The organism is Gemmatimonas groenlandica (assembly GCF_013004105.1).
Taxonomy (GTDB): domain Bacteria; phylum Gemmatimonadota; class Gemmatimonadetes; order Gemmatimonadales; family Gemmatimonadaceae; genus Gemmatimonas; species Gemmatimonas groenlandica.
In genome coordinates this window covers 3,325,386-3,346,989 of the sequence record NZ_CP053085.1, presented here as the reverse complement: position 1 = coordinate 3,346,989, position 21,604 = coordinate 3,325,386, and the positions used below count along the sequence as shown (strand labels likewise).

The window sequence follows — 21,604 nt, the reverse complement described above, 5'->3', positions numbered from 1 at the left end:
AGAGAAAACGATCGAGTGCGACGGTCGTGTCGTGGCTCAGGATGCCGATCCCGCGACTGGAGGCTGTTCGAGCGGAATGTTCACCCAGCGTCGCTCACGGAACGAGCGCTCGACGGCGTTGATGAGCTCCTGCACGTGCGCACCATCTTCGAAATTGCCTTCGTTGCCTTCCACTTCACCGCGGATCTCGGAGATGAACGAGCCGATGAGATTCGCGTAGAACAGCGAGCGCCACGATTCACGCGCACTGCCGCCCGCGGGGTAGAAGCGCTGCGGAATCTCGAGCTCCTTGAACTCGACCGAGTCGGCCGTCGCCCCTTTCAGCGTTTCACAGATGCCGTTCTCTTCCACCAGACGGCAGATCAGTGCGCCTTTGCTGCCGTACACGCGCGCTTCGATGCCGGGATAATTCCCCACGGTTACGAAGCTGGTTTGAATGGAGCCAATGCCGCCGTTGTCGAACTCGCCGATAAATATGTCGCCATCGTCGATATTCATGCGCATCATCGTGCCGGTCGCACGCACCATGCGCTCGGGGATGAAGTTCTTCATCGTGCCGACGACCGACTTGAAGCGACTGCCCATGAAGAGATGGCCGATGTCCATGATCGGCGCGCCGTACCCTTCCAGCGACGACACGTGAATCTCGGTCTGGTCGGCCTCATGGTCGACCTGACGCAGCGGCGTTTGTGGATCGAGCCACTGCGAATTCTGTTCGTAGCCGTTGAAGATGAACGGCGTGCCGATATAGCCCTCGTCGATCAGCGCTTTCATGTAGCGCATCGCCGGCGAGTAGCGAAAGGTGAATCCGAGCTTGGTCTTCAGACCTTTGCTGGCGGCCAACGCCGCCGCCCGTCGCGTCTCGGTGAAATCATAGGCCACTGGCTTCTCGCACAGCACATGCTTGCCGGCTTCGAGCGCCGCGCAACTCAGCGAGAAGTGCGTCGCGCTGGGCGTGCACACGTCGACCACATCGATATCGGTACGCGCAATCAGCTCTTCATGCGTGGCATACACGTTCGGAATTTCGAACTGCGCCGCGAACTCGCGGGCGCGCTCGACGATCGGATCGGCGATCGCGACAATGGTGCAGCGCGGATCGCGCTTCCAACCAGGCAGGTGCGCGAACTGTGCCCAGGCACCGGCGCCAAGGACTCCAACACGAACGATGTCGTTACTGGCGGTCACTGAATTACCCGTGAGGTGTCACCCGGCATCAAGAGCTGCCGGTGCGCCCAGATCGGCGCGATGCCGTTCTTCATGACGCGTTCGTGAAAATCGCGAAGGTTGAATTGGTCGCCCTGCGCCGCCTTCACGTCGCGCCGCAACGTGAGCATGCCGCGCTTGCCCAGGAAATAGCCGCCGTAGGTCGGGTCGTAGGTGCCGCGCTGCGCTTCGCGCTTGGCGGCGGGAGCGGCCACGTACGCCTGTTGCTCAAAGCAGGCCTGCGCCTGTTCGAGCGTCCATTCGCCGGTGTGCAGGCGGATACCCGACAACAGTCGACAGATGCGCGTGAGGGCATCGCTGAGCTGGGCCAACTCGTAGCGCGGGTCGCCGTTCATGAAGCCTTGCTCGACCACCAGTTCTTCCGAGTAGTGCGCCCAGCCGTCCTGACCTGACGATGGCTGCGGAAACGGATTCAGTCCGATCCAGATGCGCCGGATCTTGCCCGGCGTTTGCCGCATGTGCACCGAGTGCAACCAATGCCCCGGCATCGCTTCATGCGCCGACGTGATGGCGAGTGACGCAAAGTTGAAGCGTTCGAGCCACGCTTCCTGCTGCGCGGGGGCATCGGCCGAGTCGGCGTCCGTGATGTAAAAGACGCTCTGCACCGGCGTTTTCTCGAGCGGCGGTGACGCGTGCATCGAGGCGAAGCCCAGCGAGAACGGTTGCGCCGGTTTGACCACGACGTGCTCGCCCTCAGGCACCACGGCCAGATTCTTGGTCGCGATGAAGCGTGTAAGTGAATCGACGACGGCCTGCGCGGCCGCTACCACCTCGCCGCGCTTCGGATGATTGCGGCGAATCGTGAGCCACGTGGCCTGCGGATCGGCACCGGGCGCCAATCGCAGTGCGGCGGCGCGGAATCGATCCTGCGCGAGCTTGAGTTCACGCTCACCCAGCGCTGCGAGGTCGGCCAGCGGCACGTCGATCAGTTCTTCCGAGCGATAGCGTCGCGCCACGGCGTCGCCGCCGATCTTCCACTCGCCGTTCGCGGTGGGGAGCACCGTCTTCTCGAAGTCGGTGGTGTACGCGTCGATCTCTCGCGCGGCAACGGCCGCGGCGCTCAACAGCGAATCCATGAGCGGTGTGCCCTTCTCGGCCGCGAAGGCGACGGGCAGGTCGACGGTGAGCATCGTGGACGCGCCGCGCATCATGCCCAGTCCGCGTTCGGCGAAGATCCGGGGGGGATTGACGATGTTCGTGCGCGCGGCCTGAAGAAACGCGGGTACACCGGCGAGTTTGGCGATGATGCGACGCATGCGCACCGGTGCCGCGTCGTTCTCCATCGTCATCAGATTGTGCACGCCGTCGGACAACGCACTGGCGTACGTCATCGGATTGCGCTTCCAATTTGCCAGCGTTTCCTGTTCGAGCAGCCAGCCGTCGATCACACCGGCGAGAATGCGCTTGTCTACGCGCTCGTCCGGCGTGAGCGACGAGTCGCTGAAGGCCGCGAGCTCTGCCGCTGCCGTCTTCAGCGCGGCGATTTCGGCGGCGATCGCCTGCGCGGAAAAGTCGTCGAGCAGATCGTCGTGATCGTGCAAGCCGTTGCCGGCCGCGATCGAGGGATGACGGCGCGCGAAGCCGTCGAGATAGCGGTCCACGAACGGCGCGAATCCGGCCGTGGTCGCGGACGTCCCGGCCTTATCGGCGGCGGGGGTGCAGGCGGTGCCGGCGGCAAGGCCGGCGGCGCCGAGCGAGAGCAGCGCGAGTGTGGCGAGTCGTTTGGGGGTTCGCATCGGGGCTTAACCTGCGACCGATCTCCCCCCTTCGCAATCGCGAGGACGGCCGTTATTTCGTTGTGCTGGGCAGCGGTTTCACCGCCAACGTGAGCACCAGTCCCACGGCCAACAAGCCGGCCAGTAGCATCAGCGGCTGATCGTAGATGTGCACACGCGGGGCGCCCGGGGCCAGCGCCGCACGGGCGCGCTCCGACAACTGTGTGATGATCACCGGTCCCATCACCGCGGCCACACTCCACGCGGTGAGCACGGCGCCGTGAATCGCGCCCACGTTCCGCGCACCGAACAGGTCGGCCAGAAACGCCGGCATGGTGGCGAATCCACCGCCGTACATCGTGAACACGGTGAGCAGGCAGGCCAAGAAGGGCCACCACGCGCCCGCCTGGGCAAAGCGCGGAATGGCCAGAAACAGCGCGAACTGCACCACGAAGAAGAGGAGATACGTGGTGCGGCGGCCCATCAGATCCGACGCACTCGACCAGAGCAGACGTCCACCGGCGTTGAATAGGCTGATGACCGCCACCACGGCCGCGGCCTGCTTGGGCGTGCGGCCGAAGAGGTCCTGCATCATGGGCGACGCCTGGGCAAGAATTCCGATGCCGGCCGTGACGTTCACACAGAGAATGCCCCAGAGGAGCAGGAACTGCGGGGTACGGATTGCCTCGCCTCGCGTGAGCCCGGTGGTTGCCGGCGTGGCGAGGCCCCCGGGCGCTTCGGGCGCGGGCCTCAGCAGCTGCGCGCCCGCCGACATCAGAGCGAAGTACACGCCGCTCAACACGAACAGGGCACGCGCCACGCCCATCTGTTCGATCAGAAAGGCATTCGCATAACCCCCGAGAAACGCGCCGCCGCCGAAACCCATGATGGCGAAACCGGTGGCCATACCGCGGCGCTCCGGGAACCACTTCACCAGCGTGCTCACCGGCGCGATGTATCCGATCCCGCAGCCGATCCCGCAGAGGATGCCGAGCCCGAGAAAAAGCAGCAGCGGCTGCTGCCAGAGCAGGCCAAGGCCGCCAAGCGCGAGCCCACCCGCGAAGAACAGGGCCGACGTTTTCGCCGCGACCCGCGCGCCACGCCGCTCGACCCACGGTCCCATCGTGGCCGCGCTCAGGCCGAGCAGCACGAGCGCGGCGGTGAACGTGGTATACGGCGGGCTCCCCCACCACGGCTGCGGGGGAAGCGCGGCAATGATCGGGCGGTTGAGCGTGCTCCAGGCGTACACTGAGCCGATGCCCAGGTGAACGAGGATGGCGCCGACGGGGATGGTCCAGCGGGATTTCGACATATGGCAGAATCAACCATATCGGCGCTCGATCCGTGCCGGGTAGTTTGCGAGATGTCTTCGCGCGAAAGTCCGATCGCGGCCCAGCGGGCCCGGAATGCTCGTCTCACCACGCAGGCCGAACAGCTCGCCCTCGCCGACCGCGCGGAATACGGCTTGCCGGAGCTGCCGGTGATCCTGCTGCCGGCGAACTCGCGTAACACGACCGAACTCCCCGAGGAGTCGCACGACGCGTTTCTGGAGAAGCTGCGCGGCACGATCGCCGAGGCATTCGGCGAGGCGGTGCGGGACAACAGTGCGCCGATGAGTGCGGAAGCGACGCAGGCGCGCGAAGACGCCGGCTGGGCGCTGCCGGAGTCGATCCCGGCGATGCCCGATATCATCGGCGCGAGCTGCGGGACCTGCCGCGGCGAGTGCTGCACGGCGGGCGGGACGCATGGCTTTCTGCACGCTGACAGCATCATGCGGGTACGGGCCCAGCTCACGGACGACGGCGAAACGGTGACGCCCGAGTCGCTGGAAGAACGATATGCCTCGCACCTGCCGACCCGTCATTACCGGGGCTCGTGTGTGTTTCACACGACGGCCGGGTGCAATCTGCCGCGGGCGCTGCGGTCGAATCTGTGCAACCGCTACGTCTGCGGCGGGCTGGCCCAACTCACGCGGGCGCTCGTGTCGACGGCGCAGACGTCGGCCTACGTGGCGGCGGCGGATTCGGTGCATCTGCGCCGCATGGCCTTGGTCACGGTGACGGGATCGCGGTCGCTGGCGTTGCGCGACGGATAGGTCCGTGTTGTCGTGGTGACGGATCGGAATGGAAACAAACGGTTCCTGCCTGACACGGATACGAACCGATACGAACGGACGCCATGGATCTGCCCCGACTGCGCGACCGGCGTCGGCATTATCAAGAATGTCTTTGCTGTTTGATCTGTTGATATCGGTTCCTACCGGTTCGTATCCGTGTCAGTCAGGAACAGTCCGTTTCCGTTGTTGTCCCAACGGATGGCCCGCGGCCGACCAACCGGAACCCGGACACCGGTATCGCCGTACGGGAGCGGATGACCCGCTATCCCGTGGCCGTCCTCGTGAGTGCGCTGATGCTGTCGAATCACCCGCTCGACGCGCAGTCCACTCCGGATTTTGCTGCGATTGACTCGTTCGTGACGCAGGTCATGCGAGCCGACCGATTGCCCGGCGCGTCGGTGGCGATCGTGCATGATGGGCACGTGGTGCATGTTCGCGGGTTTGGCACGGATGGCTACGGTCGCCCGGTGTCGCCGAACACCATCTTCACGCTCGGATCGATGAGCAAGGCGTTCACGGCGCTCGCGATCATGCAGTTGGTGGACAGCGGGCGCGTGGAGCTGGATGCGCCGGTACAGCGCTATCTGCCGTGGTTTCGCGTAGCCGACAGTACGGCCAGCGGGCAGATCACGGTGCGCCACCTGCTCTTGCATACGAGCGGCATTCCTACGCGTGCGACGCGGGCTTCGGGCGAGTCGCGCAGCCTGACTGATCACGTTCGCGCGTTGGCCCGGACCTCGTTAGCGCGGGCGCCGGGTGTGGCACACGAGTACGCGAGCCCGAACTATCTCGTGCTCAGCGCCGTGATAGAGGCGGTGACTGGAGAGACGTACGCGCACTATGTCGAGCGACGGATCTTCGAGGCGCTGCAGATGAGTCACAGTCACACCGATCGGACGCGCGCCATTGCGCAGGGCATGGCGCAGGGACACGTGTATGTGCTCGGCTATCCGCGCGAGACCACCCTCCCCTTCGAGCACGATCGCCTGCCTACGGCGGCGCTGATCAGCAGCGCGCAGGACATGGCGCAGTTCCTGATCGCGCAACTCGAGGAGGGCGTGTACGACGGCACGCGGGTGGTGAGCGCGGCGTCGGTGGCGGCGATGCATACCGGCGGCGCCCCGTCCGAAGGCTTCTCGTATGCCTTCGGGTGGCGCGACGGACAGATCGGTGGAGTCCGCGCCGTCCATCACGGCGGCATTACGCCGAACTTCCGCGGCAAGATGGTGATGCTGCCCGATTCAAAGTGGGGCGTCGTCGTACTCACGAATGCGTCGACGGGACTCCCAATCCCGCTCGCGCCGACCAGCCATCGGTTGGCAGACGACATCGCTGCCTACCTCGTGGGTACCCCGCTGCCGCCACCGACCTCCCAGCATCGGACGCGCTGGCTGGCGTTGACGGTCATCCTGTTGGGCCTTCTCGTGATCCATTCGCGGCCTGTGGCGCTTACGTCGTGCTCCCGAGCGCCCCTCCCGAAGCCGAGCCCGACTATTGGCGGCGTTGGACGTGGTCGCGGGTGCGGCGATGGTGATCGTACCGCCGCGGCTCTTCGGGGTCAGGTGGTCGGAACTGCCTGCCGTCGCGCCCGACATCGCACTGTGGCTCACGGGGGTGGCGACCCTGTGCCTCGCGTCGGCTGTGATGCGGGTGCGCGTTCGGACACGGTAATCCGTCATCTGGACGTGCCGAAAGGCACTTTTATGGTGTAAGCAGTACGGGGGCCTGCGAGGCGGCCATCAGCGGTTGTCGACCTTGTGGCCTACCATTGGTGCCGGTCGATTGCTGCGCAGCCGTCCCTCCTATACCCTTACAGATTCCAACCTTTCTGTATGCGGCCGGTGTCCCATCACGTGACCAAACCGATGCCCAATTCCTACCGCCGTCCGATCCGTCTGGCTGCTTTGAGCGCCGGGCTGGTGGTCATGACGGCCTGCGCGACTTCGCGGTCGGCCTCGTCGGCCGGTCCCGCCTTTCAGATGGGTGACGCCGGCGCGGTCGTCCGCGCGCGCGCCGACAGTCTGCGCTATCCCTGGGTGAAGGCCGATGTGGACTTCATGAGCGGGATGATCCACCACCACGCGCAGGCGATCACGATCTCCCGCTGGGCGCCGTCGCACGGCGCGAGCGCGTCGGTGCAGCGGCTCACGGCGCGCATCATCAATGCGCAGACCGATGAGATCACGATCATGCAGACGTGGCTCAAGGACCGCCGTCAGACGGTGCCCATGGTCGATTCACTCGGCAACGTGACGATGGCCGGCATGGGGCATGACATGGCGGCCATGGCTGGCCACGACATGTCGGCCATGGGCGGTATGGCCATGGGCCAGATGTCGATGCCGGGCATGCTCACCGATGCGCAGCTCAAGGAACTCAACGCGGCGCGCGGTACCGAGTTCGACCGGTTGTTTCTGACCTACATGATTCAGCACCACCGTGGCGCCGTCTCGATGGTCAAGACGTTGTTCGCGGCGCAGGGTGCGGGGCAGGACGAAACCGTGTTCAAGTTCGCGAACGATGTCGAGGTCGATCAGAGCACCGAGATCAAGCGCATGTTCACGATGATGTTGGAGATGGGATTCGCCCCACCGGCGTAAGTTTGCCGCAGCAGATGTACGTGTAGCACTACCACCACCTTTCGAACACAGGAACAGACATGTCAGAAGCACTTCCGCGTCGTCGCGGGGCGAGTGTTGTCACCGGTTACGCGGCCGTGGCGCTGCTGGGTCTCGCGGCGTGCGCGCCGTCGAAGCCCAAGACCGCACCGACGCCGATGAACGATCCGCGCGTCGGCCTCAAGGCCGGTCTGTTTGACGCCGGCGAAGCGATCTCGAACATGAAGGTCGTGGCGAAGGCGGTCTCCCCGCCGGGCTTCCTCGGCATCACGAATTCCGACCTCGCCTTCACCGGCAAGTACGCGATTCAGGGTAACTACAACGGTCCGGTGATCTGGGACATTTCGAACCCGGCCAAGCCGACGCTCGTGGTGGCCTACACCTGCCCAGCCTCGCAGAACGACATCTCGGTGTACAAGAACCTGATGTTCATGTCGGCCGAAGCGAACAATGGCCGCGTGGACTGCAAGCCGGGTGGCGTGCCTGATCCCGTCAGCAAGGAGCGCATGCGTGGCGTGCGCGTGTTCGACATCAGCGACATCCGCAACCCGAAGCTGATCGCGAACGTGCAGACGTGCCGTGGCTCGCACACGCACACGGTGCTCGAGGATCCGAAGGACAAGGACAACGTCTACATCTACGTCTCCGGTTCGTCGGGCATTCGCTCGGCGGGCGAACTCGAGGGCTGCGCCGACGTGGCGTCGGCCGATGCGAACTCGTCGCGCTTGCGCATCGAGATCATCAAGGTGCCACTCGCCAACCCGGCCTCGGCCGCGGTCGTCGGTCGCGCCAACATCTTCGCGGGACTGGGCGCTGCCCCGGGTCACGGACTGTCCGACGCCGACAAGGAAGCGGCGGCGAAGACGCTCGCCACGGCCAAGGCCGCGGGTGCGTTCATCGCGAAGAATCCGCAGTCGGGCGCCGAGATGGTGGTGCCTCCGCAGGTGATCCGCCCGATGCTCGACAGCGTGATGAAGGCGCGTGGCGGCACGACCGTCAATGCGGCGGATAGCACGGCGGTGCGCGGCATGGCGCAGGGCGCGGTGACGCGCATGTTCGCCGGTGCGGCGGGCGGCGGCGGTCGCGGTGGCGAGCGTTCGCAGTGTCACGACATCACGGTGTATCCGGCGCTCGGCTTGGCTGGCGGCGCCTGTGAAGGTCACGGCCTGCTGCTCGACATCAGCAACCCGACGGCCCCCGTGCGTCTCGACGCCGCGGCCGACTCGAACTTCGCCTACTGGCATTCGGCGACGTTCAACAACGACGGCACGCAGATGCTGTTCTCCGACGAGTGGGGCGGTGGTTCGTCGCCCAAGTGCCGCGCCGGCGACAAGCCGGAGTGGGGCGCCAACGCGATCTTCTCGATCGTGAACAAGAAGCTCGTGTTCAAGAGCTACTACAAGATTCCGACCGTGCAGTCGTCGAACGAAAACTGCGTGGCGCACAACGGCTCGCTGATTCCGATTCCGGGCCGCGACGTGATGGTGCAGTCGTGGTACCAGGGCGGCATCTCGGTGTTCGACTGGACGGACCCGTCGAAGCCGAAGGAAATCGCCTCGTTCGATCGCGGCCCGGTGGATTCCACCCGTATGGCGATGGGCGGTTCGTGGTCGGTGTACTGGTACAACGGCGCGATCGTGAGCTCGGAAATCGCGCGTGGCCTCGACGTGGCCGAACTCGTGCCCAGCGAGTTCATCTCGCAGAACGAAATCGACGCGGCGAACACGGTGAAGTGGGATTACCTGAACGCGCAGGGTCAGCCGAAGATCTCATGGCCGCCCAGCTTTGCGCTGGCGAAGGCGTACACGGATCAGCTGGAGCGGAAGGGTTGTGTGGCGCCGGCGAAAATCTCTGAGATTCGCTCGTCGATCTCGAGCGCCGAGAAGTCGTCGGGTGCGGCGCGCAACGCAACGCTGACCAAGCTTGTGACGGATGTCGAAGCCAGCCGTGGCTGCGACCCGAAAAAGACGGACCTGCTGAAGAAGGCGCTGCAGGATCTGCAGACGCTGGCGATGTAAGACGGAGTACGGAGTACGGAGTACGGAATACGCAGCCCCCGTTCCAGCAGAGGAGTGGGGGCTGCGATGTTTCTCAGGCTTTCTTGCGGAGCAATCGATGGCGTCCGATCTCAGTTTCGTGGAGTACGTGCGCGACCAGATGCACGGCGCCGGCAACGTGACGTTCAAGAAGATGTTCGGCGAGTACGCGCTCTACATCGACGAGAAGGTCGTGGCGTTGGTGTGCGACAATCAGCTGTTCGTGAAGCCGACCGAGGCCGGTCGCGCGCTCCTGGGCACAGTCACGGAGGCACCGCCGTACCCGGGCGCCAAGCCGCAACTGTTAATCACGGAACAGCTCGAGGATCAGGGGTTGATCGTCGAGCTGATGCGGGTCACAGCGGCCGAGCTGCCCGCGCCCAAGCCAAAGCCTGCGAAGAAGTCAGCGAAAAAGGCGGCGAAAAAGGCACCGAAGAAAACGCGCTGATCTACTGCGCGAACAGTTCGCGCGTGCGTGTGACGTTGCCGTCTTCGATCACGACGGCGGTGTACGGCGTGTCGGCCCGCACTCGCTTCGCCGTCCACACGAGCGTGGTTGGCACACCGTTCCGCAACGTCACGGTCTGCGCGACCGTCGTTCCGCGCAGATTGTCGGTCCGCAACTCGTAGCGGTGCACGCCGGTGCCGGTCACGATCAGCTTCATGGTGATCGTGCCGTCGGCAGACGTGGTGCTGTTGAACGTCAATGCCGTAAGCGACGTCGCGTTGCGCGCGGCCGCGACGGGCAGCAGGTCCTCCATAAGCCACAGCCAGCGGCTGCTGGAGTGCACCCACACTTCCTTGTACACGTACGTGTTCTGCGAAGGCCAGTAGGGCAGGTCGGTCGTGCCGCGACTCTGCATCCCTACCGGCAGTGACCCCACGAAGTCGGCCGACGACACGCTGTACTGCTGCGCCCAGTCGTAGCCTTCGCCATACATCGTGCTCTGCACGAAGGGATTGCGACCGACGACCCACTGCGCCTGTTGCTGCGCCAGGTCGAGCCCCGCACTGTCGCCGCGCAGCCGCGAGGCGGTGGACAGTGCCTTCGACTGCGACAGCAGCACGCCGTAGTTGCCGCGACGCTGAAACCACACCGGGAAGGCGCGCAGGAACCATCCGTCGCCCATCGGCAAGCCGGCGCGCACCTGCGCGGCGTACTGATCCTGCTTCTCCAGATAGCGACCGCCTGAGTCGGGAACCTGAACGCTATCGGCGAGTCGGTACACGTACGCCGGCAACACATGATACGGCGCCGTCGTGGTCGCTCCACGCTTCTGGTACTCGGCGTATCGCGCGATCGTGGCGTACCACTGCATCCACTCGGGATGGTCGGGCAGTGCGTGCACCAACTGCGACAGCGCCACGATTGGCGCCTGATCGGACGCCTTGTGGAACTGGTGAAAGATGGTGTCGCGGTCGGGTCCAGTGTAGAAGAACCCGGAGAGGGGAAACACCGAACCCACACGCGCGACTTGCTGCGACGCCATCACCACACGCGCCAGCTCAACCGCCTTGTCGCGGTAACGCGCCTCGCCGGTGGCCGCGAAGAGCTCGAGCGACGCCGTGATACCGACCCCGGCGAGTTCCATACGCGAGGCGGCAAAGGCCGGTGTGTGCCAGGTGCTTGGTCCCTCGATGCCAACGATCGCAAACGCCCAGTCCTCTCGCGCCACACGCAGTGCGCGCGCGGCCAACGCCGGCTCGCGATCCTTCAGCATGCGGTATCCGATGGCTGCCGCGGCCGACGCGATGTAGTTCACATTGGGATTGTTCTTCGCCGCCACAACGCGATCATCCGCATCGCCTGCGATGTTGTTCGACCAGTAGTTGTGCGGACCGAAGCCGATGCGATAGCCGCCCGGAAAGCGCACGCGCAGCACCCAGTCGAGTCCCCACTTCGCCTCTTCCACGAGGCGTGCAGTGAGTGCCGGGTCGTCGCCGCGCGCGGCAAGTTTGTCGGCGAGCGCGAACATCGCGTACGTCGCCTCGCCGGTGTTGATCAATCCCTGCGACAGGTCGCCGGCATCATGCCAGCCGCCGCTCATCGTGATGCGGGTGCTGTCGTGCGTGGCGAACCAGTCGAGATGATCGATGCCATGCACACCGGGAATGTCATCACCGCACCGGTTGCCGTAGAAGAAATTGAGCGTCTTCCAGATCGACGACTTCCAGACTTCGTTGCCGATGGCGAACGGCTTGCTTGTGATGCCACCGGCGCGCAGCACGTAACTGCCCGGCGTCTGGATCTCCGAGAAATCCATCTGTTGAAAGGTGCCGTTGCGCGTTTGCACCGTGGCGATCGGTTTGCGAAGTACGGTTTCGCCGAACGCGATGTCCTGCACGCTCACCAGCTCGAAGGACTGTGCCGGCAGCGCGCTGGCAATCGCGGACTTGGAGCTGCCGGACTGATAGCCGCTGTGACTGAAGGCGATCTTGTTCGCGCCGGTGACCCAGCCGGTGTGGACATCGGGGTCGACTTTCTGCAGTTCGAGCCTGCCGATCTCGAAGGCGACGTGATCGTCGGCGCCTGCGAGCATACGGTTCACGAAATAGCCGATCTCGAGCCGCGTGACACGATCGCGCGCGAGTGGTTCGATCTCCCACACCACCTGTTGCCAGCCGTTGCGGGCGAAGGTGATGAAATGCGTGCCTTCGCGGTCGTAGCGATCAGGCACTTTTACCGCGCCGTCATTGTGCAGCACAAGTTGCAGGGGCAGCACGGGAATGCCGGCGAAGTCGGGGCGCACCCAGAGCGAAAGACGGTTGTAGCCGCTCCAGTCTTCGTTGGGGAACGCGCGCTGCAGATTGACGCTCGAGAGCCGTGCGCGGTTCGGGGCCGGCGCGTTGCGGAACATCTGCAGCTCCACGCGGAGCGACCGCATGTCGCCGAGCGCCAGCTGCTGCGGGAACGACAGTGTCCCCGTACCGCTGAACTTCCACGTGGCTGGCTGCGCAAAGTCATCGAGCACGCGACTGGCCAGCACTGGCTTTTGCAGCCAGCCGAATTCGGCCGAGTTGACATGCTCGATCGGGAGCAGCGGCCGCTGGGCGTTGGCCGACAGCGGAGTAAGCAGCAGCACGGCCGCAGTGAGCGCGAATCGCATGGGTACGGTAAGGCGACGGGGGCGGGAAGCGATCGATCGCAACGCACTTGGCTCCTGACGATCGCTGCCGTAAGCTGATCGGTGCGCTGCATGGTGCAAGATGCGGCGCGGCGACGCCACGGCGGAACGCACGCCCGGCGACGCGAGTACGATGGGTCAGTGAACCCGCCTTCCCGCGCGCGACTCTCCAATGGAGCAGCACCATGACGAATGCCTGGCACGTGCTTGTCACCTACGCCTCGGGTTTCGAGGCCGACCTGGCGATCGCCCGCCTCGAATCGGCAGAGATTCCCGCGATGCGCGACAGCAATGACACGGTGGGAATCTTCGGGCCCGGCTTTCAGGGAGCCACGGCACGCGGCGTATCGGTGCTGGTGCCGGAGGCGTTCGTCGACGAGGCGCGCGCCGTGCTCGACGATGTCGAGGCGACCGATGCGGTCGAGGATGAGTCCTCCGAGGGTTAGATTCGCGAGACCTCAGCAGCACCGGCCATCACTTCCGCACTTTCAGAGGTACTGGGTCCTATGGCACGCTCGCGCATTTCGAACGTGATCTACGTCGGCGTCGGCTCGCACGTGGTGGCGATTCAGGCGTCGTCTGGCGAGGAGTTGTGGCGCACCAAGCTCAAGAACTCGAGCTTCGTCACCGTCTCTCTGGAAGGTGACGCGCTGTACGCCGGCGCCGGTGGGGAGGTGTTCTGCCTCGAACCGACCTCTGGACAGATCCTGTGGCACAACAAGCTCAAGGGGCTCGGCTTGGGCATCGTTGCGTTCACGGGCTCGAGCGTGAGCGCTGCGCAGGCTGCGGCGATGGCTGCGCAGGCAGCGGCGACCACGGCCGCCACGGTGTAGTCCGGCCGCGATTCCTGTCGCTAGCGCATATCGTTATCGCGTGCCCGCCGGGCGTGCTGCCTTGCCCGGGGTCCACGCAATGTCGGACCGTACGCCGGTCCACGCGATGACGCTCCCGACCTCCAGCGTGGTCCCCACCGACTGACCGGAGATCCACACCCGCAGTGGCCGGTCGAGTTGTACCGCGTGCTTCGATCGGGCGACCAGTATCCCGTCGATCGCGAGCGCGCAGCGACCATCCGAGAACAGTTGCAGGACCAACGTGTGCCATTCACCATCGGCCACGCGCGGCGTGCGGGAGACCGGTACGGCACGTCCGGCCACCTCGAGGGCCAGCAGGTCGATGTACTGTCCGCCTTCTTCGGGAGGAAGACGGACGCGGCAGGATCGCTGAATGCGCTCTCCGCCGAGCGAGTGCAGAGCCGATTGCTCGTTTCCTGCCGGCCATTGCCGAACCACATCGTCACTCGCGATGGGGTCGAGCGCAATGTTCAGCCACTGCCACTGGCCGATCGTCACGGGCAGTCGCACGCGCGCCTCCGCCCCGGCGCCATTCGTCGGGACGAAAGTGGCATGGCTCCCCAGACCGCTGTCGAGATGCTCGTCGCCATTCACGCGGAGCGTCGCCGGTGTGCCCGCCACCGTCGGCAAGGGCGCGCCGACTCTCATCCAGCGTTGTTCCCATTCCGACCCCCACGTCTCGCGTAGCGCCACGACGTGTGAAGGCTCGCGGACCGTGAGCTGCACGGTGTCGGCGCGCCATCCGCCGAGATCCACGAGCACGCGTGCGACGCCGGCGCGCCGCATCGTCGCGGTTCCGGTCGTATCGATGGTAGCGATCGCCGTATCGAGTGAACGCCAGGTGAGCAGCGCCGGCACCGCACGACGACGGCCGGCCGCATCAGCCCCGCGTACGGTGAGGGTAACGACCTGCCCGACGTACATCGGGCCGGATTCGGTGATGCGTAGCGTATCGAGGTAGTCCTGCGAGCGCCCCCAAAAGCGCAGCGGAACACTGCCCGGTGCCAGTGGCCGCCCGTCGCGAAAGATCACGCGCTTCGTCGTTGGCGTGTTCGGCGAGAAGATTGCCGTGACCGGTTCGGCATATCCGGATACCAGGCACGAACAGCTCACGACGCGCGCGCGAGGATCGGCGGTGTAGTCGCTCCCCGACGAATCGAGCGGCGTGACCGCGCTCGACGCAAAGTCCACGAGCATCAGCACGTTGGAGAGCTGCGGGCGCCGCCGTGCAATGACGAGCACCATCTCGTCGCCGCTCCATGCCAACACGGCCGCCGGGATATAGTCCGACGGCAGCCGCCGGCAGGATTCGCGTTGACCGCTCACCGTCATCCAGCACAGATCGGCTGGTCGCTCCGATGCATGGCTGCGCACGAACGCGAGCCGCGAACCGTCTCGGCTCCACGCCAGTGAGCGCTCGGCGGCATCCGTATTCGTCAAGCGTCGCGCGGGTAGGCCGACGGTGTTCATCAGCATGATCTCGCCGCGCTGTGCCGGATGCCATTCGCCGGTCAGGTACGCCACGCGCTGGCCATCGGGTGACACGATGGCGCCAGTCTGGTCGTGCGCGGCGGTGGTGAGCGCCCGCACTCTATCCGGTGGCGACAGTTGCACGAGATCCGTGCCGTTGCGCGCGATGGCGGCGGTGAGCGTCGAACCGATGAAGTCACCGGAGGCGAGTGCATCGAATACCGTGTTGGAGTCGAGCACCGATGTCGAGAACGGGGCAGTCGTGGGCACGACATCGAGTGGCTCGCTGCGCGTCAGCTCCGCCAGCATCACGGGGAGCGAGGCAAACGCCGCGCCGCGGTCGTCACGCACCAGCATCGTCACGACGACATCAGACGTGGGCATCGACGTCGTGGGTCGTACCGTGAAGATCAGCGCCGCCACCGCCAGGAGCAGCGTGGCGAACGACGCCCAGCGCCGACGCCGATGGCGGACACTTCGCGGCAGTCGGGCGATGAGTTCCTCCACACGCGCCGGCTCGGCCGAAGGCCCGAGCACCTCGTGCGCCAATGCGCGCATGGCGGCGTGCTCCCCCGTGATGTGGGCACGACGCGCGACGCGGGCGAAGGTGCGGTCGAGTGCCGCCGGATCGTTGGCGCGCGATCGATGCTGCGCGGCACGCAACAGGATCGACGTATCGGCGTGTTCGTCCTGTTCGAGCAGATCGGCGTGGGCTTGATTGGCCCGGTCGCGGTCGGGTTGACTCGACAGCGCGATGGCCATCGCCGCGATCTCATCGTGTGCGACCTGCCACGCATCGCCCGCGCGCGCGATAAAGCCACGGGTCTCGAGCAAGGGCAGGGACTCTTGCCCGTCGGCGGCCAACAGGCGTCCCGTCGTCGATTCGCTCACCGCCGTGCCGGCGACCGCGAGTCGTAGCAGCGCGTCGCGAGCCGAGGGGGGCAGCGCGGCAATACGCTGCTGCATCGCCTGACCGACGCCGATGGATCCGACCAGCTGCTCTGGATCCGGCGTAACCCACTGGTCGCCGCTCAGCGCGATCGTGCCGCGCTCGAGCATCAATTGCAGCGTCTCGAGCACCAGCAGTGGTGAACCTCGCGACGCAGCATGTAACGCCTGGACAAAGCGGTCGCTCCACGGCTCCTGCGGCAAGCGGCCGACACTCATGAGCAGCGCACCGACATCATCGATGCTCAGCGGTTCGAGAACGATGCGTCGTATAGGCGTGGTCTGGTCGCTGAGTCGATCATTCGGTCGGGCCGCTGTGACCAGTAACAGCGAGCCGCCGTCGAGTCGCCCGGCGAGCGAGACCAGCATCTGCAGCGATTGCGCATCGACCCAGTGCACGTCATCGATGAGCAGCGCGAGTGCACTGTCCTGGGCAACCGACTCCACGAGTTCGATGAGGGCGAGCGATCGGCGGCGCAGTGATTCGTCGCCGCTGCTCTTGTCGGGTTGTGCACTGAGATAGCTCGACGCGGCAGGTGCCAAGGCCACCAACGCGCTCGCCGCGTCCGGCGAGATCGCTGCCGCACCACGATGCGTCACCAGCGTCCTCACGATCTGCGCCGCGAAGGCGTAGGGAAGCGCCCGTTCGCCTGGCGACGCGTGTACCATCACGATTCTGGCGCGGGCTGAACGCAGTCGTGCGGCGAAGCCGGACAGCAGCCGCGTCTTGCCCAGTCCTGCCGGTGCGGCAATGTGGACGTGTCCCGCCACGCCGCGCTTTGCCGATTCGAAGGCGGCGACCAGCTCGGCGAAGGCGACTTCGCGTCCGACCAGTTCGGTCGACAGCGTTCTCGGTTCATCATCTCCCGATACCGCCTGCACGGCGCTGCCCCGCCCCTGTCGTGCTGCCTTGAGAAGCTGCACCGTGGCGGCGTCCGGTTCGACGTCGTGATCGGCGAGCCAGCGCTCCACCCGCTCCAGTTCGACGGTCAGGCTGATGCCGTCGTTGATCGCCATGGCGCCTTCCAGGAGGAGTCGCCAGGCACCCTGATGATTGTCGACGAGTTCGACCGCGCGCCGAGCGAGCAGCATGGCGTCACGGGCCCGCCCTTTCGACAGCAATTCGCGCGCGACACGCGTGACGGCGCCGACATACAGCGAACGACAACGCGTGCGCTCGACATCCGCCCACTGTTCGAAGGCCACGCCGCCGGGAGCCGCGAAGCCCGGAAAGAAGTCGCCCGCATAGTGCTGAAGAGCGGTGTCGAGCTGATCGGCGTCGAGCGCCTCGAGAAACGCCTGTCGGTCGGACGCGATGGGGACCGCGATCCGGACGGTGTCGCCGACATGCTCGAAGAGTTCCACGCCAAGGCGACGGCGGATGTACCAGAAGGTCTGGCGCAGGGTGTGTCGGCTCTTTTCGCGATCGGCGTCCGACCAGAGCAACTCGATGAGCTGCTCTCGCGACGCAGTTTGCGCCGGCGCACCCTGAAGAAAGGCCACCAGCGCCAGCGGCTTACCCGGACCGAGCCCCTCGGCTCCCTCGACGCTGCTGCGGAGGGAGGCGGAGCCGAGCGTCGTCAGGGTCAGAGGCCTGTCAGTCGAGGCCATTGATAGAGCATTCGCCGAAACCGTCATGCGTCAAACCTCAGCAGTGACCGTCAGAGCAGCGTCAAGCGTCGTTCGGGGACGAGCCGTCCTTGCCAGTATGCCGACTGCCGGGCCGATCAGCCAGTTCCGGGCGCGTCGCCTGGCCGGAACCTCCCGTGATAGCTTTCAAGATCACGTCCGTGCCCTTGAACCTCGCCCTCAGCCCGTCCCGATGCAGAAGAAACGAGCAGTTGCCCTCCAGCAGGAGTGGGGCGGAAAGCCCTGCGACCACCCCGCATTCGCCAGGGAATACGATCTGGGGGCACGCACCGGGAACTTCATCTGCACGCAGTGTGGCAAGACGGTCACCTTTCGCGAGAAGGCGGAGATCGTCGGCGCGCGTCCACCGGAAGACACGGCTGAGTAGCACGATCAGTTGAAAAGAATGTGCCCGAAATGGGCACCAATGGCCGTACGAGATGCTTGAGAACATGAACACATGGTGACACGAGCAGGGCGTCATCATGCACGGCGCACGTGGCCACGCGCCGGACTGTTCATCACGGGAACGTGTGCATGACAATCATGCAGTCCAGACTTGTGATTGTGCTGTTTGATGGAGTCTGACATGACGACCACGACTGAAAGCGCGACCCCGACCCACGTTGCGTTGCATGATATCGTCGACACGGCGGTCGCCGCGGGTAGTTTCACCACGCTCGTGGCTGCCGTAACGGCCGCCGGACTCGGCGAGACGCTCAAGGGTACGGGCCCGTTCACGGTGTTCGCCCCGACCGATGAGGCGTTTGCGAAGCTTCCCGCCGGCACGGTGGAGAATCTCCTGAAGCCGGAGAACAAGGACACGCTGGTGTCGATCCTCACGTATCATGTCGTGCCGGGCAAGGTCCTTTCGAAGGACATCGCGGGCAAGGCCATGCACGTGAAGACGGTGCAGGGTGCGGACGTCGCAGTCGACGCCACGAACGGCGTGACGGTTGGCGGCGCGACGGTGGTCACGGCTGACATCGAAGCGACGAACGGCGTGATCCACGTGATCGATGCGGTGATCATGCCGCCGACGGCCGCGTAACTGCTGGGCGTTCTGCGCGTGGTCTGTTGAAGAACTGATCACGCGGAGTACACAGAGAGCGCAGAGGCGCAGCACGCGATGTCATTCGCGCGCTGTTCCCTGCGCTCTCTGTTTGTGTGTAGCTTCAGGGATGCCTACACTCTGGCTCGACGCCGATGCTGCCCCGCGCGACGTGAAGGAGGTCTGCTATCGCGCCTGCGACCGTCTCGCGCTCGAGACGATCCTGGTGGCGAACCAACGGCTGGTGCTGCCGGTCGGCTACGCCAAGCTGTCGGCGGTACGCGTGGATGGCGGCGCCGATGTGGCCGATGCCTATATCGCATCGCATGCCGTGGCCGGCGATGTCGTGATCACCGCCGACATACCGCTGGCGGCGATTCTGGTGCCGAATCGTATCTACGTGATCGACCCGCGCGGTGAGTTGTACACCGAGGAGAGCATCGGCGAGCGGCTCTCGGTGCGCAATTTCATGGAAGGGCTGCGCGGTTCGGGTGTGGAAACCGGCGGACACGGCACGTACGGCGCGCGGGAGAAGCAACAGTTCGCGAATGCGCTCGACCGCGTGCTGGCGAAGGCGTTGCGCGCCTGACGCTTCGCGGTAAGATCAGCGCATGCTGACTTCCCGCCGTGCGCTGACCCTCGCTGTTGCCGGCGTCGTGTCGGCGATCCCGCTGTCCGCCCAGCGTCCCGCTCCCGCCCGCGCCTCGAGCGAGTACCTGTATCTCTGGACGGCATCGGCCGACAGCAGTGGGCCGGATTTTCTCGCGGTGTACGACATTCGCGAAAACCCGAAGGCCGCGCGCTACGGGGCACTGGTCACGACGGTCGCGGTCCCCGGGCGCGGGAATGGTCCGCATCACACGGAGCACGATATGCCGGCCGACGGGCGCCTGTTCGCCAACGGCTTCCGGTCGGGCCAGTCGTTCGTGTTCGACCTGCGCAATCCCCGAGCCCCGCGGGTAGAAACGCACTTCGGGGACATTGCCGGGTTGATGCATCCGCACAGCTTCTGGCGTCTGCCGAATGGCAATCTGCTGTCGACGTTCCAGATGCAGCACGACTCGGCGGGTATGGCCCCTGGCGGCCTGGTCGAGCTGACGCCGCGCGCCGAGCGTGTTCGGTCATCATCGGCCAATCGCGCGCCGGGCAGTCGCAGCGATCGTCCCTATTCGGCGGCGATTCTCAGCGACCTCGATCGCGTGGTCGTCACCACGACCGACATGGATAAGGCTGACTCCACGCGCAATGTGCAGCTGTGGCGCTTGTCTGATCTGTCGCTGCAGCGCACCATCGAGCTGCCGCTCGGGCCGCACTTCGAGGGCTATCGCAGCGCCGAGCCGCGCGTATTGGCCGACGGCAAGACAGTGCTGGTGTCGACGTTCAACTGCGGGCTGTTTCTGTTGGACGGATTGTTGAGTACGACGCCGAGCGCGCGCATGGTGGCGTCGTTTCCGCGCAAAGCCGGCACGAGCTGCGCCGTGCCGGTGGTCGCGGGGCAGTACTATCTCATTACCGTACCCGCGTGGAGCGCGGTGGTCAGTCTCGATGTCTCCGATCCCTCGCATCCGCGCGAAGTGAGCCGTGTGACGCTGGGCCCGGATGATGTTCCGCACTGGATCGGTATCGAGCCGAACCACGAACGCGTGGTCATCACCGGGTATCAGGCCATGAAGACGCGCGTGCTGATGGCCACCTTCAATGCCAAGACCGGCGCGTTGGCGCTCGACGAGCGGTTCCGCGCGGCGGGAAGCGCCGAGCCCGGCATGCGCATGGAGAACATCACGTGGCCGCACGGTGGCAACGGCGCAGGCATTCCGCACGGCGCCGTGTTCAGCCGGTCCCGCTGAGATGGCGAAAACCGACTGGGAAGGACAGGACATCTCCGGGCAGACCCACACCGGCGTGAAGTTCACCGATCTCGACTGCACCGAAGTCGTGAATCGTGGCGCCGTGTTCACCGACTGCACCTTCCAACGCGCCACGTTCAACTGCTCGGTGCATACCGATGCCGCGTTCGTGAACTGCACGTTCAACGGCTGCTCGTTCTTCGACGCGCGCTTTACGGAGTGCAAGTTCGTGGGCAGCAACTTCGTGCGCTGTACGTTCGACTTGCTGCAGATCACCGGTGGCAACTGGTCGCATGTCGGACTCTCCGGTGCCGACCTCACGCGCGCGATCGTGCGCGGCGCGCGACTGCGCGAAGCCGACGTCTCGCGGGTTCGCGCTCAGGACGGTTCGATCCGCGACGCGGATCTGTCGGGGGCAGACTTCGACGGCGCCGATTTTACGGACTGCGACCTGCGTGGCAGCGACCTGAGTTCACTCGACCCGGCACGCGTGCGGCTCAAGGGGGCGATCATCGACATGCAGCAGGCGCTGTCACTCGTACAGGCCATGGGGCTCGACGTTCGGGCTGATTGATTCGATGGAACGGAAACGACTGTTCCAGCCTGACACGGATACGAACTGATGAGAACTGATAGCAACGGATCGTCCCCGTGTCCTCGACGAATGCCTGTGCAGAACACGAGCCTATGAAGTTGTTGTTGAACAACACCAATCACATGGTTGGCAATGTGCGACCATGCCATGAGAGCACACGGAGCAGATCCCTTGTGTCCGTTGCGATCGGTTCGTATCCGTGTCAAGCACGAACCGCCGTTTCCGTTCGTATCCTGCTCATGCGGAAAAGGGGAAACAGCGGTTCCAGCTTGACACGGATACGAACTGATGAGAACTGATAGCAACGGATCGTCCCCGTGTCCTCGATGAATGCCCGTACAGAACGCGAGCCCATGTAATTGTTGCAAGACAG

17 protein-coding genes are annotated in these 21,604 nt (G+C 65.2%); 12 read left to right on the top strand and 5 right to left on the bottom strand.

Annotated elements, in window-relative coordinates:
• Window positions 1-36 precede the first annotated feature (36 nt).
• From HKW67_RS14200 to HKW67_RS14190, 3 genes are read right to left on the bottom strand one after another with little or no spacing between them, the layout of a single operon-like run.
• Window positions 37-1,188 carry a Gfo/Idh/MocA family protein gene (locus HKW67_RS14200; RefSeq protein ID WP_171226007.1) on the bottom strand — a complete coding sequence of 384 codons (1,152 nt, stop codon included), beginning with the start codon at window positions 1,186-1,188 and terminating at the stop codon, window positions 37-39.
• On the bottom strand, window positions 1,185-2,963 hold the full coding sequence (locus HKW67_RS14195; RefSeq protein ID WP_171226006.1) for a DUF885 domain-containing protein: 1,779 nt from the start codon (window positions 2,961-2,963) through the stop codon (window positions 1,185-1,187). Before HKW67_RS14195 ends, HKW67_RS14200 begins: the two co-directional genes overlap by 4 nt.
• Window positions 2,964-3,015: 52 nt before the next feature.
• Window positions 3,016-4,254, bottom strand: a complete 1,239-nt coding sequence (locus tag HKW67_RS14190; RefSeq protein WP_171226005.1) for an OFA family MFS transporter — start codon at window positions 4,252-4,254, stop codon at window positions 3,016-3,018.
• Window positions 4,255-4,305: 51 nt separating this feature from the next.
• Between HKW67_RS14190 and HKW67_RS14185 the strand changes: the two genes are divergently transcribed.
• The 5 genes from HKW67_RS14185 (at window position 4,306) to HKW67_RS14165 (ending at window position 10,160) form a co-directional block, all read left to right on the top strand.
• Entirely contained in the window at window positions 4,306-5,037 is a 732-nt protein-coding gene (locus HKW67_RS14185; RefSeq protein ID WP_171226004.1) for a hypothetical protein, read from the top strand.
• Window positions 5,038-5,312: 275 nt separating this feature from the next.
• Window positions 5,313-6,770 (top strand): serine hydrolase domain-containing protein, encoded by a 1,458-nt coding sequence (locus HKW67_RS14180; protein ID WP_171226003.1) that lies wholly within the window; start codon window positions 5,313-5,315, stop codon window positions 6,768-6,770.
• Window positions 6,771-6,923: 153 nt separating this feature from the next.
• Window positions 6,924-7,658, top strand: coding sequence for a DUF305 domain-containing protein (locus HKW67_RS14175; RefSeq protein ID WP_171226002.1), 735 nt, complete (start codon window positions 6,924-6,926; stop codon window positions 7,656-7,658).
• Window positions 7,659-7,717: 59 nt separating this feature from the next.
• Window positions 7,718-9,694, top strand: a complete 1,977-nt coding sequence (locus tag HKW67_RS14170) for an LVIVD repeat-containing protein (protein ID WP_171226001.1) — start codon at window positions 7,718-7,720, stop codon at window positions 9,692-9,694.
• Between the two features lie 97 nt (window positions 9,695-9,791).
• Window positions 9,792-10,160 (top strand): TfoX/Sxy family protein, encoded by a 369-nt coding sequence (locus HKW67_RS14165; protein WP_171226000.1) that lies wholly within the window; start codon window positions 9,792-9,794, stop codon window positions 10,158-10,160.
• Between the two features lies 1 nt (window position 10,161).
• Here HKW67_RS14165 and HKW67_RS14160 read toward each other — a convergent pair whose 3' ends face one another.
• Window positions 10,162-12,819 carry a glycoside hydrolase family 9 protein gene (locus tag HKW67_RS14160; protein ID WP_171225999.1) on the bottom strand — a complete coding sequence of 886 codons (2,658 nt, stop codon included), beginning with the start codon at window positions 12,817-12,819 and terminating at the stop codon, window positions 10,162-10,164.
• Window positions 12,820-13,022: 203 nt separating this feature from the next.
• Between HKW67_RS14160 and HKW67_RS14155 the strand changes: the two genes are divergently transcribed.
• Together HKW67_RS14155 and HKW67_RS14150 are read left to right on the top strand one after the other, a co-directional pair.
• Window positions 13,023-13,283 carry a putative signal transducing protein gene (locus tag HKW67_RS14155; protein ID WP_171225998.1) on the top strand — a complete coding sequence of 87 codons (261 nt, stop codon included), beginning with the start codon at window positions 13,023-13,025 and terminating at the stop codon, window positions 13,281-13,283.
• A 60-nt stretch (window positions 13,284-13,343) separates the two neighbouring features.
• A complete protein-coding gene (locus HKW67_RS14150) occupies window positions 13,344-13,670 on the top strand; it encodes an outer membrane protein assembly factor BamB family protein (RefSeq protein WP_171225997.1) in 327 nt (108 codons plus the stop codon).
• Between the two features lie 33 nt (window positions 13,671-13,703).
• Here HKW67_RS14150 and HKW67_RS14145 read toward each other — a convergent pair whose 3' ends face one another.
• A complete protein-coding gene (locus HKW67_RS14145) occupies window positions 13,704-17,720 on the bottom strand; it encodes an AAA family ATPase (RefSeq protein ID WP_171225996.1) in 4,017 nt (1,338 codons plus the stop codon).
• Between the two features lie 211 nt (window positions 17,721-17,931).
• Here HKW67_RS14145 and HKW67_RS14140 point away from each other — a divergent pair, with 211 nt between their 5' ends.
• The 5 genes from HKW67_RS14140 (at window position 17,932) to HKW67_RS14120 (ending at window position 21,210) form a co-directional block, all read left to right on the top strand.
• Window positions 17,932-18,126 (top strand): hypothetical protein, encoded by a 195-nt coding sequence (locus tag HKW67_RS14140; RefSeq protein WP_171225995.1) that lies wholly within the window; start codon window positions 17,932-17,934, stop codon window positions 18,124-18,126.
• A 201-nt stretch (window positions 18,127-18,327) separates the two neighbouring features.
• Window positions 18,328-18,789, top strand: a complete 462-nt coding sequence (locus HKW67_RS14135) for a fasciclin domain-containing protein (RefSeq protein ID WP_206044431.1) — start codon at window positions 18,328-18,330, stop codon at window positions 18,787-18,789.
• A gap of 130 nt (window positions 18,790-18,919) precedes the next feature.
• On the top strand, window positions 18,920-19,378 hold the full coding sequence (locus HKW67_RS14130; RefSeq protein WP_171225994.1) for a YaiI/YqxD family protein: 459 nt from the start codon (window positions 18,920-18,922) through the stop codon (window positions 19,376-19,378).
• 22 nt (window positions 19,379-19,400) lie between these two features.
• Window positions 19,401-20,636 carry a selenium-binding protein SBP56-related protein gene (locus HKW67_RS14125; protein WP_171225993.1) on the top strand — a complete coding sequence of 412 codons (1,236 nt, stop codon included), beginning with the start codon at window positions 19,401-19,403 and terminating at the stop codon, window positions 20,634-20,636.
• Window position 20,637: 1 nt separating this feature from the next.
• Window positions 20,638-21,210, top strand: a complete 573-nt coding sequence (locus HKW67_RS14120; RefSeq protein WP_171225992.1) for a pentapeptide repeat-containing protein — start codon at window positions 20,638-20,640, stop codon at window positions 21,208-21,210.
• The last annotated feature ends 394 nt before the right edge of the window (window positions 21,211-21,604 follow it).